We start from the raw sequence: 17330 nt of genomic DNA, 5'->3' as shown, positions 1-17330 counted from the left end.
GAAAAATTCCCCCTTACGCGCCCCTTATTTGCTCAGGATTCCTAACGGGGCAGTAAAGCCCATCACTACCGAGTCAGCTAAGGAAAGCGAATCAGGCATAAGACACTTTGATCACTGGGTTGTAGTTTGGGGCCAGAACGATTTGGTTGATTCAGATATGCTTGTCCGTAGTTTTGTTGGCGCAGCCTCATAGCTCTATGAGGCTGCGTCGAACCTACTTCGTGATCATAGTTTCGCTCTATAGCATGGAACATGGATTGTTCGTAGATTTGGCGAAGAAAGGGGGAGGTATTTTCAGGTGGAGACGCAAAAGCTACAGAGTTTAAGGCTTTTTAACACGTTGAAATAATTTGTAATTTTCTTGGCGTCGCGCAAGATGTCTCGCTTGAAATCAAAGGCTCAGGCGGAAATTTGGTAGGCCCGGCAGGACTTGAACCCGCAACCAAAGCGTTATGAGCGCTCTGCTCTAACCAATTGAGCTACAGGCCCGCCGTTTCTGGTGGTTATGCAATGCTGCGCAGCAGGTCAAGCGGTGATTGCATAGGGGCGTGGGTGAACCTGCTGAAATTCCGCCTGAATCGCCTCCAGCCTGTCAACCACACCTTGCAGAATGATGTCGTGGCCTCGGCCCGCTGCGTGGCGGGTGGGGTAGACGGCAAAAACGGGTTTATCGGGATTGGAATAGGCTGGCAGCACCTGCTCATAGGTTCCATTGGCCAATTCCACGGCTATCATGAACCGAGGCGCACGGGCAAAACCGGTGCAATTGTTCACCGCCTGCAGGATCAAGTCCGGATCATCAGCCGTAAACCCGCCACGAACAGGGGCCTGGATTTCCTTGCCATCCTTGATGATCGGAATGAACCCCTGGGTCTGGTCTTCATTGTGCTGAACCATTTTCAGACGCATCAGATCTTCAATCGTTTCGGGGCGGCCGACCTTGTCCAGATAGGCGGGGTTGGCAAACAGCACCGTTTTCAGCGCCGCGATCTTGCGACCAAAGCCATCGGTGTCGCCCAAGCGCCCCGATCGAATGGCTAGGTCATAGCCCTCGCGCACCACGTCAACCAGCCGGTCCTCCAGCTTCATCACGATGTTCAGGTCGGGGTAGGGGGTGCCCAGATCAATCAGCATCGGGCCAACAATCGCACGCCCCAGAATGTTACTGACACTGAGGCGAAAGGTGCCCGAAACCGTTTCTTTCATATCGGTCAGTTCGGTCTGCAAGATCTCAAATCCCGATTGGATCGACCGCGCATGTCCCACAACCAACTCACCAGCTCGCGTGGTCTGAACCCCTTTGGATGTGCGATGCAGCAGCTGTTCGCCAAACAGGGTTTCCAGCTGCTTGATCTGCTGGCTGACAGCCGACTGGGTTATCCCAAGCCGCTTGGCGGTGCGGTTCAAACTGCCTTCGTCCACTGCGCAGGCAAAGGTTTCCAGTAATCCAAGACGATCCATGTTGCCCCTATAAGCGTTGCTAATACCCGGTATCGCCAATCCGTGACTGTTGGCTGGCCTGATGGCTGACTACCTCTGCGTCACGACGATGATCACGACCTAGGTATTGGAGCCTATTATGACAATCAACCGCCGACATTTTTTACAAGGCGCCGCTGCTCTTCCCGCTGCTGCTGCCATTGTTCCTGCGACCGCCAATCTGGCAAGTGCCTCTGCGCCTAAAGTAGGCCAACAGGTGCCAGGCATCTACCGTTTCACCGTAGGCGACGCCGAGGTCACAGCCCTTTTGGATGGGCACCTAGATTTCGGGACTGAGCTTATTAATGATCTTGACGAAGCTAAGGCCGCAGAGGCTATGGTTAAGAATATGCAGCCAATGGTGAATGGTTCTCTGCGAATACCGGTGAACGGCTACCTGGTCAATTCGGGCGGTCGGCTGACGTTGATTGATGCTGGAACGGCTCAGTTGATGGGGCCGACACTGGGCAAACTAGAGTCCGGGCTTGCGGCGGTTGGTGTGCAGCCAAGTGACGTTGACACCGTACTGCTAACCCATATCCATCCCGATCACAGCGGCGGGCTGGTTAATGGCGAGGGCAAAGCCGTGTTTGAAAATGCCGAACTGGCGGTGTCCAAAACCGAGTGGGATTTCTGGTATGACGACAGCATCCTTGCCGGAGTACCCGATGGCAACAAGCCGTTCTTTCACATGGCGCGCAACACGACATCGCCATACCGCAACCGGCTAAAGCTGATCGAAGGCGAGGGCGAGGTTGCTGCGGGCTTTACGTCATTGGCATTGCCGGGCCACACGCCGGGTCACACCGGGTACATGCTGAACTCTGGTGATGAATCGCTCCTGTTCTGGGGGGATGTCATTCACATGACTGGCCTGCAATTCACCCACCCCGATATGACCATTGTCTACGATATGGACCCAGTTCAGACCGCCCAGACGCGGCGAAAACTGATGGATCGCGCCGCAGCCGACAACTTGCTCGTCACCGGCGCACACATCGATTTCCCCGGCCTTGGTCGCGTACATCGTGACGGCGATGCATACCGCTATCAGGCGGCACCCTGGCAATACGCCCTCTAAAGGGCGAAAATAACACCCGCTGCGCCTTGTTTTAGGGGCGCGGCGGAATCGCTTATTTCATTCTTGTGGACGTTGCGTTAAAGGCTGCGCAACTCATACCAAGGAGCCCGGCGATGATCACTGGCAAAAACGGCCTGACCTATGCAGATGCAGGCGTGGATATTGATGCAGGCAACGCGCTGGTAGACCGGATCAAACCGGCCGCCAAACGCACCAACCGCTCGGGCGTGATGAGCGGGCTGGGTGGCTTTGGCGCGCTGTTCGACCTCAAAGACGCAGGTTATAGTGATCCGATCCTGGTTGGCGCCACCGATGGCGTGGGCACCAAGCTGCGGATCGCAATTGATACCGGTGTGGTTGACGGCGTTGGCATCGATCTGGTGGCCATGTGTGTCAACGATCTGGTCTGCCAAGGCGCTGAACCACTGTTCTTCCTTGACTACTTTGCCACTGGCAAACTTGAGATGGAAACCGCAGCACGGATCATCGAAGGCATCGCCGAAGGCTGCGTGCGATCAAACTGCGCGCTGATCGGTGGCGAAACCGCTGAAATGCCGGGCATGTATCCCAAGGGCGACTTTGACCTAGCAGGCTTCTCAGTCGGCGCAATGGAGCGCGGTACCGCGCTGCCTGCGGATGTGGCCGAAGGCGACGTGCTGCTTGGGCTGGCCTCGGATGGTGTGCATTCCAACGGTTACTCACTGGTGCGTCGTCTGGTCGAAGTCTCCGGTCTGGGCTGGGACGACGACTGCCCATTTGCCGACGGTAAACTGGGCGAGGTTCTGCTGACCCCAACACGTCTTTACGTAAAATCCTGTCTGGCCGCTGTGCGGGCAGGGGGCGTTCATGCGCTGGCCCACATCACTGGCGGCGGCCTGACCGAGAACCTGCCGCGTGTATTGCCCGATGATCTGGGCGCCGACATCGACCTGAACGCCTGGGAACTGCCCGGCGTGTTCCAGTGGATGGCCAAGACCGGCAACATTGAAGAATCCGAGATGCTGAAAACCTTCAACTGTGGCATTGGCATGATCCTTTCTGTTTCGGCTGATCAGGCTGACGCACTGACCGAACTGCTGACTGCCGAAGGCGAAACAGTCTCGCGTTTGGGCACAGTCACCGCGGGCGCTGGCATGCGCTATTCGGGCAAATTTCTGTGAGCGGACACAAAAAGGTCGCCATCCTGATTTCGGGTGGCGGTTCCAACATGATGACGCTGGTCAATAGTATGACCGGCGATCATCCAGCGCGTCCCTGTCTGGTGCTGTCCAACAATGCCGACGCTGGTGGGCTTAAGAAAGCCGTCGAGGCTGGTGTGGCCACCGCCGTTGTCGACCACCGCCCGTTCAAGGGTGACCGCCAGGCGTTTGAGGCTGAACTGGTCAAGCCAATCCTTGAATCCGGTGCCGACATCGTCTGTCTGGCTGGCTTCATGCGGGTGCTGACCTCGGGCTTTGTCAGCCAGTTTCAGGGCCGGATGCTCAACATCCACCCCTCGTTGCTGCCAAAGTACACCGGTCTTCACACCCATGCCCGCGCGCTAGAAGCGGGTGACGCCGAACATGGCTGTTCGGTTCACGAGGTGACGGCTGTGTTGGATGAAGGCCCGCTACTTGGCCAGGCCAAGGTGCCGGTGCTGGCAGGCGACACACCAGACGTACTGGCAGCCCGTGTTTTGGAGCAAGAGCACAAACTCTACCCGGCGGTCCTGCGCCGCTACGCCGCGAATGATCGAACCCCCGTTTTATTGGGCTGAAACTGCGCAACTGGCGGTGCAGTTTGCAATGCTCCGCTCAAGCGCGTATCACCGTTGGAACGCATAAAAGCTAAGAAAAGACGCGATTTATGAAAACTCTTACTACCACCGAAGCGCTCGCCTCCTTTTGTAAAGACGCGGCACAACATCCCTATGTCACGGTGGACACCGAGTTTCTTCGTGAACGTACATATTATTCGAAACTGTGTCTGGTGCAGGTCGCCTTTCCCGGGCAGGGCGATGAGAATGCAGTGCTGATTGACCCGCTGGCCGAGGGCTTGTCGCTGGAACCTCTGTACGAGCTGTTTCGTGACGAGTCGGTGGTCAAAGTCTTCCATGCGGCGCGGCAGGATCTTGAGATTTTCTGGGTTGAAGCCAAGGTTTTTCCTAAGCCATTGTTCGATACCCAAGTGGCAGCCATGGTCTGTGGCTTTGGCGATCAGGCAGGTTATGAAACTCTGGTGCGTAAGATTGTCAAAGAAGGTGTCGACAAAAGCTCGCGCTTTACTGACTGGTCTCGTCGCCCACTTAGTGATGCACAAAAAAACTACGCGCTGGCGGATGTAACCCACCTCCGGACGGTCTATGAGTACTTGGCCGCTGAGCTTGAGAAAAGTGGCCGTTCACATTGGGTGACCGAAGAGCTGCAAGTCCTGACCAATCCAGCCACCTATGACATCCAGCCACAAGATGCTTGGCGCCGTATTAAAACCCGCACCAATTCCTCCAAATTTCTAGCAGTTGTGCGTGAATTGGCTGCTTTTCGCGAAGATTATGCACAAACCAACAATGTTCCACGCAACAGGGTGTACAAGGATGACGCATTGGTGGAATTGGCTTCAACCAAGCCAAAGACAGGTTCTGATTTAGGTGGATCTCGTTTGCTTTTGCGCGAAGCGCGGCGCGGTGCAATTGCCGAGGGTATCCTGGAAGCGGTTGCACGCGGGGTGAACTGTCCTGCTGACAAAATGCCCAAACCTGACCGCAGCAAGGAAAAACTGCAGGTGAATCCGGCGCTGGCTGATCTGTTGCGGGTGTTGTTGAAATCCAAAACCGAGAGTGCTGGCGTTGCGGCTAAATTGATCGCACCAAGCTCTGATTTGGACGCGATTGCAGCTGGTCAGCGCGATGTTCCAGCTCTATCCGGTTGGCGGTTAGAAGTCTTTGGAGCTGATGCACTGCGGCTATGTGGTGGTGAAATTGGCTTAGCCGCCAAGGGCCAGTCAGTTAAGGTCGTTGAGCTCTGAACAAGCGGAAGTGTTCCCAATTTAAATGGCGCCTAGATGGCGCCATTTTTGTTCAGTGTTGGAGAGGTGAAAAGGCAACCTCCACCTGACGGCGAAGCCACACAGACAGATCAAACCCGGCTCTGCCTTAACGGCGGGTTTCGCGCGCGTTGCTGTCACTGGTGACCCGAATCAATCTAACTCCGGCAAGATCCTGATGCGTCAAACTAACGGCTACGCGTACTGTGCGGCTGGTTTCACTACCCACGGCTGTTGGATTTGCCGGATACAGAGCCCTGAAACTGAAGTCGAGCGTCGCGTCGTCAGCATCTAGGTTGCGGCGCAATCTAACGCCATAAGCCCCCTGACGGCTGGCTACCCCAGTGGCATAAACAATGGCCCCAGTTGGCGTTTGTTCAACCTGCAGCCCAGTCACACCTGCAATTTGAACACTCAGATCCTCTGCGGGCGCATCAGACTTGCCAAAAAGGCGCACTTTGTCAGTTGACGGAATAAGAGGATTTACCGGCTCTGCGCTGGCTTCAACCGGCACCTCTGCGCTCTGTGAGTCCCCGAACCAATTGCTGGGATTTACCCGCGATGCCTGCCAGCTGCTACAGCTCGCGAGCGTAACTCCGGTGACCAGAAAAACTGCAATGGATTTGCGCATGTAAGCCGTCCGTTTGAATTGTCCTCGCATTGGATTACCTGATTGTGGGCATGATGAAAAGCGGTTGAAAAAATACTGAGGTCGGCATAGGTCGGGGATTATCCATTCCTGCTACACGATCGGACCTAATACATGGCCAGCGCCGCTTTTGAGGAAATCGTAGAAGATTTTGAATTCCTGGAAGATTGGGAAGACCGCTATCGCTATGTCATTGATTATGGCAAGGCTATGGTTGCTCTCGAAGAAGCGCTAAAGGTGCCTGCCACTAAGGTTCACGGATGTGCCAGCCAAGTCTGGTTGCACCCCAACGTAAAGGGCGATGTATTTTCCTTTGATGGGGACAGCGATGCAATGATTGTGCGTGGGCTAATCGCTGTGTTGCGCGCATTGTACAATGGGGTGCCTGTCGCACAGGTGGCTGGGGTAGATGCAAATGCTGAATTGGGTCGTCTAGGGCTGAACGATCACCTCTCTGCGCAACGCTCAAACGGATTGCGGGCCATGATCGAGCGTATCCGCGAGGTTACGGCCCAGGCCGCCTGAGTTCTGGGCTAGAATGGGGAGAGGGGAAGGGGGCTAGCCCCCTCTTGGCCTTCTGCCAATTCACCCCTAGGATACTTTCAGCTAGATGAAGACGCGGATCCCGCCCAACTGTGTAGCGTCGTCTTCAGGTCGCCGTAACCGGTATGGCGATGTTCAAAGGAAAGCCCCAACCGTTCGGCGCAATGTTGTGCGCGTAGCACCAAGTCTGGATCGTTGACCTGGGACTGGTAGACTAAAGTGGTGTAATTGCCGAAAATCATCTCAAGTAATTCGGGGTTTTTATCAAGCCCCATCGGCCGCCAGATGAAGGCGTCAAATTGCTTTACCAGGAAATCCGTGAGATAAAATGCGGTGATTTCGCCATTGTCCGTTCGTTGGCCAAAGCCCTCATTGCCTTCAAAGAAGGAGTAGCAATGAGGGCCCGCAACCATTTCGACACCCAGTTTTTTGCAGGTGCTTGCCAGTGTGCCGCCAGTGCCGCAGTCGGCATAGACCACAAATATCTGCTCATACTGAGCGCGATGTTTGGTCACCGCTGCGGCAACTGCAGTTGGAATTTGATCAGGGTAGAGATGTAACTTGGCTGGCAAGCAGGTGAGATCAATGTGGTCCAATTGACCATTGGACTTAATGTCCAGAATTTCACGCGCCAGCGCACCACAGGCTATTAGTAGGATGCGGCCAGTTTTGAGTTTAGGAGCAGCCAAACCCTGTTCGGTAAGGCTGCTCTCGTCCAGTTTGCTTTCACTTGGCGGACGAACAGCAACCCGGCCTTGCAGGCGGGCCGCTCTTCCCCGGCGGGCCATTTTAGGCGCTCAATTGGTTGTGTTTGCGGCCCACAAATTCTTTGGCCGTTTCAACCGCAACCGCCGCATCTCTGCAATAGGCATCAGCGCCAATGGCTTTGCCGAATTCCTCGTTAAGAGGCGCACCGCCGACAAGTACGATATAGTCGTCACGCATGCCTTGTTCGATCAGCGAGTCGATCACCACTTTCATGTAGGGCATTGTGGTGGTGAGCAGGGCTGACATCCCGAGAATATCGGCTTTTTCCCGTTCCAGCGCTTCGAGATAGTTTTCAACTGGGTTGTTTATGCCCAAATCGACAACTTCAAAGCCTGCGCCTTCCATCATCATTGAAACAAGGTTCTTACCAATATCGTGAATGTCGCCTTTGACAGTGCCAATCACCATTTTGCCAACCTGCGGCGCGCCGGTCGCGGCCAGCAGGGGCTTAAGAATGGCCATGCCACCCTTCATTGCGTTAGCGGCCAAAAGAACTTCGGGGACAAATAGAATGCCATCGCGGAAGTCAGCTCCGACGATGGTCATGCCGCCAACTAACGCTTCGGTCAGGACCTTATACGGTTCCCATTCCCGCGAAAGCAGGATGTTCACACCTTCTTCGATCTCTTCCTTCAGACCATCATAGAGATCGTCAAACATCTGCTGGACAAGTTCTTCGTCATCCAGTTCCGCCAGGATGATGTCTTCTTCTTCTGACATGGGTGTCTTCCTTGACTAAGGCGGGGGGCTGCCCCTGTGTGGCCGTGTTCTAAGTTCATTTGCGCCAAAAGGCCGCTGGCGGACTGCAATAATTGCGACATTGCCATGGCTTGTACCGACGTATAGGCGCAAAAATAGCAGAATAATAATGAAGAATTCGCATGGTGATCTTCAGTTCTGCGGGTTTGTTCTTTATTTGTTCTTGTCGTTGTTGCAGTATGCAAGGATGCAAATAGATAGAACGATGAATTCAAAGACTCATAAAGCACGTGCTGCCCTTAGTAATGCGGCAGGGCGATTTGATCCGCAGCGCGAATCTGTTGTTGATGGGTGGTTTCCAGAGGTGGAAACATCCAATGTCCCAACCGAGGTACGCCTTGAAGATGCACGCTCCATCATTAGCTATAACCGGTCTCCGGATTTGCCCTTTGATCGTTCGATCAATCCATATCGCGGGTGCGAACATGGGTGTATTTACTGTTTTGCACGGCCCACACATGCGTACCTCGGGCTTTCGCCGGGGTTGGATTTTGAGACCAAGCTGGTGGCGCGTCCCAATGCGGCTGATCTGTTGCGACATGAATTGCGCGCCAGGCGCTACCGTGTCGCAACACTAGCGATGGGCACCAACACTGATCCCTACCAACCGATTGAGAAGGCTCAACAAGTCACGCGGGCCTGTCTGGAGGTTCTAAGTGATTTCAGTCATCCGGTGGCTATTGTGACCAAGGGCGCAATGATCGAACGAGATATTGATATTCTGTCGCCGATGGCGGCCAAAGGGCTGGTTCGCGTCGGAATTTCAGTGACAACTTTGGATCCAGGCCTATCACGCCGCATGGAGCCAAGGGCCCCTGCGCCTGCGCGGCGTTTGGCAGCAATCAAGCGATTGAGTGACGCGGGTATTCCAGTCCGGATCATGGTGGCGCCGGTGGTGCCCGGACTAACAGATCATGAAGTAGAGGCCTTGCTGGCTGCGGGCGCTGTTGCCGGAGCAGATGCTGCCAGTTGGATTATGCTTCGCCTGCCACGCGAGGTCTCGGAACTGTGGCAACAGTGGCTGGCCGAACATGAACCTGGCCGTGCAGCAAAGGTGATGGCCCGATTGCGTGAAATGCATGGTGGCAGAGACTATGACCCACGCTGGGGTCAGCGGATGCGCGGTGAAGGAGAATATGCACGGATGATCGGTCACCGTTTTAAGTCTGCCTGCAAAAGACTAGGCCTGCTTGAGAAAGCGTCAGCATTGCGCAGTGATTTGTTTGCCTTACCCGCACAGATTGGCGATCAACTTTCGCTTCTTTGATTGCCTTGTAGATCTAGATTAAGTGGATCATGCCGTAAGCTGTTGAAAATATGCACGGACGTTCCTCAAAGGGGATATACATAGTGTAGATGAAATTGCGGATCACATTAGGAATACGATGCCGGTAAATTTGTACTGTTGGCGCTGCGAAATGGTCGTCCCAATGTTAACTGATCAGGAATGGGGGCACTTGCAGCTGGAGGTCGACAACATGCGCTTATCTCGCCAACAGGGATTGCTGGCTTTGTGCAAAGGGTATGAAAGGCTTACAGGCTTTCAAGAAAGCAATCCAAGTGCTGTTTTCCACCATGTCGCAAGCCAGTACGGGCCACCCTGTGCCACATGCGGCAAACCGCTTAGAACTGGCAAAGCCAGTTTTTGCGCCGCCTGTGGTGAGAGCGTCCAATGAAAGGTGTGATCAAAATGTTCAGATGTGAACGGAAATCTGGTTGACCATAGCTGGAGAGTTCGTCCACATCAGGCTGTCCAGCAGCAATGCCGCCAATGGTTTTGCAAAAGCTGTCGCAGTACACTGGCGCTGCTACAGCTAAATTTTTCTTTAGCTGCGACGGCGACCACGGCGTTCGCGGGCAGGGGCGACGTCGTCACCAGTGCCATCACTAGCCGATGAAAACGGGCCAAGCGCTTCGACAATCTGCTCCAGCGCAGGGCGTTCGCCGCGTGGCTGGGTATCAAGAGCTTCGCGCATAGCGCGCAGGTGGTCGGGCATGGTGCCACAGCAGCCGCCGATAATTTTGGCGCCACTGTTGCGAGCCATCACTGCATACTCACCCATCAGTTCGGGGGTGCCGTCATAATGAATGTGGCCATCGACATATTTTGGGATGCCGGCATTACCTTTGGAAATAATCGCCCGCTCCGTTCCTTGCGCAGCAAAGCCAAGAACGGTTCGCAGAATGTCGGAGGCACCGGTGCCGCAGTTAGCCCCAAATGCCAGGGGTGCATTATCGATGTCTTCGACCAGCTGCGCCAATGCGGCAGAGGTCACGCCCATCATAGTGCGCCCTGCGGTGTCAAAGCTCATGGTGCCACACCAAGGCATATCTGCCAGTGCAAAGGCCTCGGCAGCGGCAAGAAATTCTTCTGGGGCGGAAATGGTTTCCACCCACAAGACGTCAACGCCGCCTGCTTTAAGTCCCTCGGCTTGCTCGTGGAACATTTCAACAGCCAGGGCGTGGCTCAATTCGCCAACGGGCTGCATGATCTCACCAGTTGGGCCGACTGATCCTGCAACGGCAACCTTGCGTCCCGACTTGTCAGCCACTTCGCGGCCCAGTTCGGCACCCGCTTTGTTCAGTTCGTGCACACGGCTTTGGGCGTCGTGCAGTTTAAGCCGTGAGGTGGTGCCGCCGAAAGTATTGGTCAGGAACAGATCGCTACCCGCGTCGACCGACCCTTGGTAGAGCGCTCGAATTTTGGCGGGTTCATCTACGTTCCACAGTTCTGGGGCATCACCTGCTTGTAGACCCATGTTGAACAGATTGGTGCCCGTGGCGCCATCGGCCAGCAGCACATCCTTACTGTTGAGCAATTCGATAAAGGTGTTGGTCATATTTGATATCCCGTCAAAGTTGGGGCAAAACCCCAGATCGCCTGCGCAGCGCAATCATCTTGGCCTTCCTGTGTCACGCAGCGCGCGACAAGGCAATTCCATTCTGCTCATCTTCTTTATGAGGCTGCGCTACCGGGTCTTCTCTGCGGTGCTGGGTGACGCCAAGGTAAAGTGGAAATTTGAGGGAGTAAAACTAGCTTTAGACCCTTGTTGATGCGGGTCTCCAGACGATGATCTTATACCGTTGCCAGGGACAATCGGCGCAAGCCCAAATCAGCAGCTGCGGCAATTGGGTCCCATCTCAATGCCTGGCAGTCCAGCATGTCCAGAGCCAAGGCAGCACGGAGCTGAAGATATGAGTACAGCTTTGAGAGCGGCAGAATAGGCTAGAACCATCAGGCCCTGTTTCTATTCGGTTCTGTTCCAGAAGAGCGTAACCAACCGATGCCAGAAAAACGATGTCACTTGCAACAGTGGTAAATCTTCGTCGTGACTTTGAAACGCGAAGGGCAAGGTGTTTCAGTTAAGCGCCATCGAAAAAAATGTCGCGCCGGTCGAGGCCAACCGATATGCACGCTCGGTAATCCAAGTTTGGATCAGCTGGCTTCCGATAGAATCTGTTCTTTTGCGTCGGGAAGAAATGCAGCGCGTTTTTTGCGAATTTCATCGGATGTGACCCGCCCTTGAAGGTCCGCGGTCATTTTACGTACGACATCCTCGTGATCCGCCTCTTCGACATCAGCTGTAACAATGGATCTTGCATAGTCTTCGGCTTTGCTACCAGATTTCCCCATTTTTGCTGCAGCCCACAGGCCTAGCATCCGGTTGCATCGGGCCTGTGCTTTGAATTGCATTTCTGCGTCGTGGGCAAATTTCGCCTCAAACGCCTGTTCTCGGTCGTCAAATGTAGTCATGCGGTCGCACCCTATTTAAGTGTGATTTCCTATACTTTTGATATTAGCCCCGCGGCGCATCGGAGCAAGGGTGCGTGGTTTGCTTGCGGCATTGGCAGGCTTGGTCTATGAGGGCGGCACAAACGGGATTCAGGTATCCCCATCAGGCTTATTCGAAAGGCTGACCATGGCGCGTCGCAAGAAAATCTACGAAGGCAAAGCCAAAACTTTGTTTGAAGGTCCGGAACCAGGCACAATTGTGCAGTATTTCAAGGACGATGCCACAGCCTTTAACGCTGAGAAAAAGGACGTCATTGAAGGCAAGGGGGTTCTGAATAACCTTCTGAGCGAATACTTCATGGTGGGCCTTGGCCAGATTGGTGTTCCAACACACTTTCTGAAGCGTCTGAACATGCGCGAACAACTGGTGCGCAGCTGCGAAATTGTGCCGCTTGAAGTCATCGTGCGCAACTATGCCGCAGGCTCTATGTCCAAGCGACTTGGCATTGATGAAGGTACTCAACTGCCGCGGCCAATCGTCGAGTATTGCCTGAAGGATGATGCTTTAGGAGATCCACTGGTCAGCGAAGAACACATAGCTGCGTTTGGCTGGGCCAGTCAGCAGGACATGGAAGACATCCTGAGCCTTACGCTCCGGGTGAACGATTTTATGTCAGGCGTCATGCTGGCAGTTGGGATCCGGTTGATCGATTTCAAGATCGAATTTGGTCGCGTCTACGATGGTGATTTCCAGCGTTTGGTTTTGGCCGACGAGATTAGCCCTGACAGTTGCAGACTGTGGGACATCGAAACCGGGCGCAAGCTGGACAAAGATGTGTTCCGCCGCGACTTGGGGAGCCTTACCGATGCCTATTCAGAAGTCGCGCGGAGACTGGGCGTCATGCCCAACACTCCTCCGACTATGGGCAAACCAACACTGGTTAACTGAGTCCTCAGCGCCCCAAGCGGGCGTTGAACTATTGATGTTTTAGCAAAAAGAGCCCTGAGGGGTTCTTAAACACCGCAATCGAGGAACGACGCAATGAAGGCACGGGTGCATGTGATGCTGAAGAATGGGGTTCTGGATCCACAGGGTGAGGCTGTGCGCCACGCCCTTGGGGCGATGGGCTTTGATAAGGTTGAAGGTGTCCGCCAGGGCAAGGTGATCGATCTGACCCTAGCCGAAGGCTCCAGCGAAGCAGATGTAACTGAAATGTGCGAAAAGCTGCTCGCCAATACAGTGATCGAATCCTACAGCATCGAGATGCTGTGATGAAGGCGGCGGTTGTTGTTTTTCCGGGATCAAACTGTGATCGCGATCTGGCGGTAGCATTTGAAAAAGCGGGATTTGACGTCTCAATGGTTTGGCACAAAGACAGTGCATTGCCTGAAGGCGTTGACATTGTTGGTGTCCCCGGCGGGTTCTCCTATGGTGACTACCTGCGCTGTGGTGCCATCGCGGCGCAATCACCGATTTGCAAGGCCGTTGTCGAACATGCCAACCGTGGCGGCTATGCTCTTGGCGTTTGCAATGGGTTTCAGGTGCTAACTGAAACAGGCGTTCTGCCCGGCGCCTTGCTCCGCAATGCCGGGTTGAAATACATCTGCCGTACGGTTGATCTGAAAGTAGCAACCTCTGACAGTGTCTTTACCGAAGGGTATAATGCTGGCGATGTGATCGGCATTCCGATCGCCCACCACGACGGCAATTACTTTGCAGATGCTGACACTGTGGCCCAGTTGCAGGATCAGGACCGGGTTGCCTTTACCTACGCTGACAATCCCAATGGTTCTATTGCGGATATCGCGGGAATTTTGTCGGAAAACCGTAGGGTGCTGGGCATGATGCCTCACCCTGAACGGGCAGCGGATGAAGGCCACGGCGGCACCGACGGGGTGGCAGTGTTCCGCGCATTGATGGGTATTGTCGCTACAGCGTGACTTGTGGTGCCGGGGCGGCGAGCGTAGATTTGAGCTATGATCGCCCCGCATGACACCTCCCCACAGACAACGCTCGCCAAGCCGTCCAAAACGTTCTCCTGGAAGGTGCGTTTGGGATTGGTTGTTTTGTTGGCAGTGGTTGCAGTTACAGTCTGGCAAACCAATCGCCTGTTGACCAACCGGTTCACGCAGAGCACCCAAAACCGAGCTGAACTTCGGCTCGCACTTTATTCCGGCAATCTGTTGAGCGAATTGCGCCAGAACGCCATCGTGCCACAGTTGTTGGCGCGCGATCAGACGTTGATTTCAGCGTTGCAGTCCAGCGATTTTTCTTTGTCGACCCAACGCCTGATTTCATTTGTCGATGAAATTGGCGCGGCTTCCATTATGCTCCTTGCTCATGATGGGCGAACCGTAGCGGCCACTGATCGCAATCGACTGGGTGAACTGCATCGCAACGCCCCATATTTTGTCGATGCGATACGTTCCAATGCGACTGTGTTCACGGTAATCGAGCGTGAGGCGGGTGGATACCGCTTCAGCTATTCACGCCGTCTGGAAGATACTTCAGACGTGTTGGGGGGCATTGTTGTTGAGGTCGACCTGCAGAAATTCGAACAGGCTTGGGCTGGTATCTCCGATGCCGTAATGGTGACCGACAGTACTGGAACAATCGTGCTGGCAACAGAATCCCGTTGGCGTGGGTTGAGTGAGGAAGACGCTCTTAGGCAGCAAACACCGCAGGGGGCAATCCAGCGCGCAATCCGGGCCACCGCAGATTGGACAGCGTTATCGGCTGATACCTACTTACAGGGTGAGGCGGTGATGCGCATGGCAAACCGCATTCCTTTTCGTGGCTGGCGGATGACATCTTATACCACTTATGTTTCTGTTCGTGAGCGGGTCAACACGGTTCTTGCTCTTGAAATCATGGGATTCGCTATTCTTCTTGCGCTGGCGTTTTATGCTTTAAGTCGCAAAACAGCGCTGCGCATGGCGCTATTCCAGCGGGAGTCGGCGGAGCTTCGCGTATTGAATGCCAGACTGAGGCGGGAAGTCGCCGAGCGGGAGCGGGTGCAAAAAACGCTGGAAGTGGCAGAACAAAGCCTCGCCCAAAGTTCAAAACTTGCCGCACTGGGGGAAATGTCCGCGGCTGTGAGCCATGAATTGAATCAGCCATTGGCAGCAATGAAAACGTATCTTGCCGGGGCGCGGTTGCTACTTGGTCGCAATCGGCCGGAAGAGGCATTGGTGTCCTTTGGACGCATTGATGACCTGATTGAACGAATGGGCGCGATTACCCGCCAGCTGAAATCGTACGCGCGCAAGGGAGGCGATAGCTTTAGCCCTGTAAACATGGGCGATGCACTGGCTTCTAGCCTGTCAATGATGGAACCCCAGTTGCGCCAGCGACATGTCAGAATTGCCCGCGTTTTACCTGATGATCCGGTTTTTGTGATGGGCGATAGAATGCGTATCGAGCAGGTTATGGTGAACCTCTTGCGAAATGCCCTAGATGCCACCAAATCAGTAACAGATCCTGAAGTCGAAATCATTTTGGCAGCAGGTGAAACTGCCATTCTTGCGGTGCGTGACAACGGTGTGGGTATCAAGGATTTTGGGGAACTATTTGAACCCTTCTATACCACCAAGCAGCCTGGAGACGGGGTCGGACTTGGGCTTGCTATCTCATCCGGTATCGTAAACGACCTAGGGGGACGGCTGACGGCTCGCAACGGTGAAAATGGCGGTGCGGTGTTTGAAATGCAGTTGCCAATCCTGGTGGATGGGATTGAAGCCGCTGAATAAGCGCGGCGTGTATTTGAGAGAGGATGCTATATGGCACAGGCTATGAAAATTGCGATTGTTGATGATGAGCAGGATATGCGTCAATCGATCAGCCAATGGTTGGCGCTGTCGGGCTATGATACTGAAACTTTTGCCAGTGCCGAAGACGCATTGAAGGTTCTGGGCGCAGATTATCCTGGCATTGTGATTTCCGATATTAAGATGCCCGGCATGGATGGAATGCAGTTTCTAAAAAAACTGATGGGCAGTGACAGTGCTCTGCCGGTGATTATGATCACCGGTCACGGTGATGTACCCATGGCGGTTGAAGCAATGCGGGTCGGAGCCTTTGATTTTCTTGAAAAACCTTTTAATCCTGACCGTATGTCAGAATTGGCCAAGCGTGCGACTGGCGCACGGCGTTTGGTGTTGGACAACCGGGTCTTGCGACGCGAACTGTCCGATGGCACTCAAATCATGAAGAAATTAATCGGTGCAAGCCCGGTCATGGAGCGTCTGAAAGAGGACATTCTGGATCTTGGCCAAGCCGATGGGCATGTGCTGGTTGACGGTGAAACCGGAACTGGCAAGACCTTGGTGGCCCATGCGCTGCACGCGGTGGGAAGCCGGGCAGGTAAGAAATTTGTACTGGTCAGCTGTGCTGCACTAGAGGAAGACGCTTTGTCTCGGCGGCTGTTTGGGCCGATGATGCCCGAAGATGCGCAACTACCCGCAATCGAGGAAGCGCGTGGCGGTACCCTTGTGCTTGAAGATATCGATGCCCTGACTGAAACACTACAGGCCAAGCTGTTGGGGGTGATCAATGAGCAAGGCACCCCAAGCGAGACACGTATTGTAGCGATTTCGAATCTGCAAGAAGCTGGCAAGACCTGTGAAGACGCACTGCGTTCAGACCTGTTTTACCGTTTGGCCGCACTGCGGGTTACCGTGCCGCCCTTGCGACAGCGTGGCGAGGACATCTTAGCGCTATTTACACGTTTGTCCGAACAGTTCGCTGAGGAATACGGCTGTGACGCGCCACAGGTTTCAGCCCAAGAGGCTGCGCAATTGTTGCAGGCGCCATGGCCTGGCAATGTGCGCCAACTGATCAACATTGCTGAGCGGGCGGTGCTGCAGGCGCGACGCGGCTCTGGAACGATTGCCTCTCTTTTGATGTCAGATCATGAAGAAATGCAGCCGGTGATGACCACAGAAGGTAAGCCGCTCAAGGAATATGTCGAAGCCTTTGAACGTATGCTCATTGATAACACCATGCGTCGGCACAAGGGATCAATCGCTTCGGTGATGGAGGAGTTATGTTTGCCGCGGCGAACATTGAACGAAAAGATGGCTAAGTATGGTCTACAGCGATCTGACTACCTTTGAATGAATTTATCCACAGGGGGCAGCAGTGTTCGGCGCGCCTCACTGCGGTGAGTGGAGAGTGAAAAAGCCTAAAAGCTATCGTACTCTTAACCTTTAGGCTGAATTGTTTGCCCTGTAAGACGATTTACGTTGGGACTGATAAAGATGCCCATTGTCATTACCTATCCACAGGCCTTATGCTG

The 17330-nt window shown here is 54.3% G+C and carries 17 protein-coding genes and 1 tRNA gene; 11 read left to right on the top strand and 7 right to left on the bottom strand.

Features of this window, described 5'->3' with window-relative positions; all coding sequences use genetic code 11:
• Nucleotides 1–412 precede the first annotated feature (412 nt).
• Both FEE96_RS11680 and FEE96_RS11675 read right to left on the bottom strand, forming a co-directional pair.
• A tRNA-Ile gene (locus FEE96_RS11680) sits at nucleotides 413–489 on the bottom strand.
• A gap of 36 nt (nucleotides 490–525) precedes the next feature.
• Complete coding sequence (locus FEE96_RS11675) at nucleotides 526–1461, bottom strand: LysR family transcriptional regulator (RefSeq protein WP_138163226.1); 936 nt, start codon at nucleotides 1459–1461, stop codon at nucleotides 526–528.
• Nucleotides 1462–1579: 118 nt separating this feature from the next.
• Here FEE96_RS11675 and FEE96_RS11670 point away from each other — a divergent pair, with 118 nt between their 5' ends.
• The 4 genes from FEE96_RS11670 to rnd all read left to right on the top strand — a co-directional run bounded on the left by FEE96_RS11670 (nucleotide 1580) and on the right by rnd (nucleotide 5563).
• Complete coding sequence (locus FEE96_RS11670) at nucleotides 1580–2560, top strand: MBL fold metallo-hydrolase (protein ID WP_138163225.1); 981 nt, start codon at nucleotides 1580–1582, stop codon at nucleotides 2558–2560.
• A gap of 113 nt (nucleotides 2561–2673) precedes the next feature.
• On the top strand, nucleotides 2674–3720 hold the full coding sequence (purM, locus tag FEE96_RS11665; RefSeq protein WP_138163224.1) for a phosphoribosylformylglycinamidine cyclo-ligase: 1047 nt from the start codon (nucleotides 2674–2676) through the stop codon (nucleotides 3718–3720).
• Nucleotides 3717–4316 (top strand): phosphoribosylglycinamide formyltransferase, encoded by a 600-nt coding sequence (purN, locus tag FEE96_RS11660; RefSeq protein ID WP_138163223.1) that lies wholly within the window; start codon nucleotides 3717–3719, stop codon nucleotides 4314–4316. Before purM ends, purN begins: the two co-directional genes overlap by 4 nt.
• 89 nt (nucleotides 4317–4405) lie before the next feature.
• Nucleotides 4406–5563 (top strand): ribonuclease D, encoded by a 1158-nt coding sequence (gene rnd / locus FEE96_RS11655; protein WP_138163222.1) that lies wholly within the window; start codon nucleotides 4406–4408, stop codon nucleotides 5561–5563.
• A 127-nt stretch (nucleotides 5564–5690) separates the two neighbouring features.
• Here the strand turns inward: rnd and FEE96_RS11650 are convergent, their stop codons facing one another.
• Nucleotides 5691–6212: a hypothetical protein gene (locus FEE96_RS11650; protein WP_138163221.1), complete on the bottom strand. Its 522-nt coding sequence runs from the start codon at nucleotides 6210–6212 to the stop codon at nucleotides 5691–5693.
• Between the two features lie 132 nt (nucleotides 6213–6344).
• Here FEE96_RS11650 and FEE96_RS11645 point away from each other — a divergent pair, with 132 nt between their 5' ends.
• On the top strand, nucleotides 6345–6755 hold the full coding sequence (locus FEE96_RS11645; RefSeq protein ID WP_138163220.1) for a SufE family protein: 411 nt from the start codon (nucleotides 6345–6347) through the stop codon (nucleotides 6753–6755).
• A gap of 77 nt (nucleotides 6756–6832) precedes the next feature.
• Here FEE96_RS11645 and FEE96_RS11640 read toward each other — a convergent pair whose 3' ends face one another.
• Together FEE96_RS11640 and FEE96_RS11635 are read right to left on the bottom strand one after the other, a co-directional pair.
• Entirely contained in the window at nucleotides 6833–7561 is a 729-nt protein-coding gene (locus FEE96_RS11640) for a DUF1638 domain-containing protein (protein WP_138163219.1), read from the bottom strand.
• Between the two features lies 1 nt (nucleotide 7562).
• Nucleotides 7563–8261 (bottom strand): corrinoid protein, encoded by a 699-nt coding sequence (locus FEE96_RS11635; protein WP_138163218.1) that lies wholly within the window; start codon nucleotides 8259–8261, stop codon nucleotides 7563–7565.
• A 244-nt stretch (nucleotides 8262–8505) separates the two neighbouring features.
• On the opposite strand from FEE96_RS11635, the gene FEE96_RS11630 reads away from it, so the two are divergent.
• Nucleotides 8506–9567, top strand: coding sequence for a PA0069 family radical SAM protein (locus tag FEE96_RS11630; RefSeq protein ID WP_246079417.1), 1062 nt, complete (start codon nucleotides 8506–8508; stop codon nucleotides 9565–9567).
• A 559-nt stretch (nucleotides 9568–10126) separates the two neighbouring features.
• On the opposite strand, the gene bmt is transcribed toward FEE96_RS11630, so the two are convergent.
• Both bmt and FEE96_RS11615 read right to left on the bottom strand, forming a co-directional pair.
• Entirely contained in the window at nucleotides 10127–11140 is a 1014-nt protein-coding gene (bmt, locus tag FEE96_RS11620) for a betaine--homocysteine S-methyltransferase (RefSeq protein ID WP_138163216.1), read from the bottom strand.
• Between the two features lie 596 nt (nucleotides 11141–11736).
• On the bottom strand, nucleotides 11737–12054 hold the full coding sequence (locus FEE96_RS11615; protein WP_138163215.1) for a DUF1476 domain-containing protein: 318 nt from the start codon (nucleotides 12052–12054) through the stop codon (nucleotides 11737–11739).
• Between the two features lie 166 nt (nucleotides 12055–12220).
• On the opposite strand from FEE96_RS11615, the gene purC reads away from it, so the two are divergent.
• The 5 genes from purC (at nucleotide 12221) to FEE96_RS11590 (ending at nucleotide 17148) form a co-directional block, all read left to right on the top strand.
• Nucleotides 12221–12982, top strand: coding sequence for a phosphoribosylaminoimidazolesuccinocarboxamide synthase (gene purC / locus FEE96_RS11610; RefSeq protein ID WP_138163415.1), 762 nt, complete (start codon nucleotides 12221–12223; stop codon nucleotides 12980–12982).
• A 93-nt stretch (nucleotides 12983–13075) separates the two neighbouring features.
• Entirely contained in the window at nucleotides 13076–13306 is a 231-nt protein-coding gene (gene purS, locus FEE96_RS11605) for a phosphoribosylformylglycinamidine synthase subunit PurS (protein WP_138163214.1), read from the top strand.
• Nucleotides 13306–13974, top strand: a complete 669-nt coding sequence (purQ, locus tag FEE96_RS11600) for a phosphoribosylformylglycinamidine synthase subunit PurQ (RefSeq protein WP_138163213.1) — start codon at nucleotides 13306–13308, stop codon at nucleotides 13972–13974. The genes purS and purQ overlap by 1 nt, the downstream gene beginning before the upstream one ends.
• A gap of 36 nt (nucleotides 13975–14010) precedes the next feature.
• Nucleotides 14011–15783, top strand: a complete 1773-nt coding sequence (locus FEE96_RS11595) for a sensor histidine kinase (protein ID WP_138163212.1) — start codon at nucleotides 14011–14013, stop codon at nucleotides 15781–15783.
• Between the two features lie 30 nt (nucleotides 15784–15813).
• Nucleotides 15814–17148, top strand: coding sequence for a sigma-54-dependent transcriptional regulator (locus tag FEE96_RS11590; protein WP_138163211.1), 1335 nt, complete (start codon nucleotides 15814–15816; stop codon nucleotides 17146–17148).
• The last annotated feature ends 182 nt before the right edge of the window (nucleotides 17149–17330 follow it).

It is taken from the genome of Parasedimentitalea maritima (assembly GCF_005771405.1).
GTDB classification, from domain to species: domain Bacteria; phylum Pseudomonadota; class Alphaproteobacteria; order Rhodobacterales; family Rhodobacteraceae; genus Parasedimentitalea; species Parasedimentitalea maritima.
Note: the sequence above shows the minus strand (reverse complement) of the source record. Positions and strands in the feature narration are given on the sequence as shown.

Excerpts from the sequence above, each read along its gene's own strand:
- FEE96_RS11650 (WP_138163221.1), bottom strand. The coding sequence starts at position 6,212 with ATGCGCAAATCCATTGCAGTTTTTCTGGTCACCGGAGTTACGCTCGCG.
- purC (WP_138163415.1), top strand. The coding sequence starts at position 12,221 with ATGGCGCGTCGCAAGAAAATCTACGAAGGCAAAGCCAAAACTTTGTTT.
- bmt (WP_138163216.1), bottom strand. The coding sequence starts at position 11,140 with ATGACCAACACCTTTATCGAATTGCTCAACAGTAAGGATGTGCTGCTG.
- FEE96_RS11675 (WP_138163226.1), bottom strand. The coding sequence starts at position 1,461 with ATGGATCGTCTTGGATTACTGGAAACCTTTGCCTGCGCAGTGGACGAA.
- purS (WP_138163214.1), top strand. The coding sequence starts at position 13,076 with ATGAAGGCACGGGTGCATGTGATGCTGAAGAATGGGGTTCTGGATCCA.
- FEE96_RS11595 (WP_138163212.1), top strand. The coding sequence starts at position 14,011 with ATGATCGCCCCGCATGACACCTCCCCACAGACAACGCTCGCCAAGCCG.
- purQ (WP_138163213.1), top strand. The coding sequence starts at position 13,306 with ATGAAGGCGGCGGTTGTTGTTTTTCCGGGATCAAACTGTGATCGCGAT.
- FEE96_RS11630 (WP_246079417.1), top strand. The coding sequence starts at position 8,506 with ATGAATTCAAAGACTCATAAAGCACGTGCTGCCCTTAGTAATGCGGCA.
- FEE96_RS11615 (WP_138163215.1), bottom strand. The coding sequence starts at position 12,054 with ATGACTACATTTGACGACCGAGAACAGGCGTTTGAGGCGAAATTTGCC.
- FEE96_RS11590 (WP_138163211.1), top strand. The coding sequence starts at position 15,814 with ATGGCACAGGCTATGAAAATTGCGATTGTTGATGATGAGCAGGATATG.
- FEE96_RS11645 (WP_138163220.1), top strand. The coding sequence starts at position 6,345 with ATGGCCAGCGCCGCTTTTGAGGAAATCGTAGAAGATTTTGAATTCCTG.
- FEE96_RS11670 (WP_138163225.1), top strand. The coding sequence starts at position 1,580 with ATGACAATCAACCGCCGACATTTTTTACAAGGCGCCGCTGCTCTTCCC.
- rnd (WP_138163222.1), top strand. The coding sequence starts at position 4,406 with ATGAAAACTCTTACTACCACCGAAGCGCTCGCCTCCTTTTGTAAAGAC.
- FEE96_RS11635 (WP_138163218.1), bottom strand. The coding sequence starts at position 8,261 with ATGTCAGAAGAAGAAGACATCATCCTGGCGGAACTGGATGACGAAGAA.
- FEE96_RS11640 (WP_138163219.1), bottom strand. The coding sequence starts at position 7,561 with ATGGCCCGCCGGGGAAGAGCGGCCCGCCTGCAAGGCCGGGTTGCTGTT.
- purM (WP_138163224.1), top strand. The coding sequence starts at position 2,674 with ATGATCACTGGCAAAAACGGCCTGACCTATGCAGATGCAGGCGTGGAT.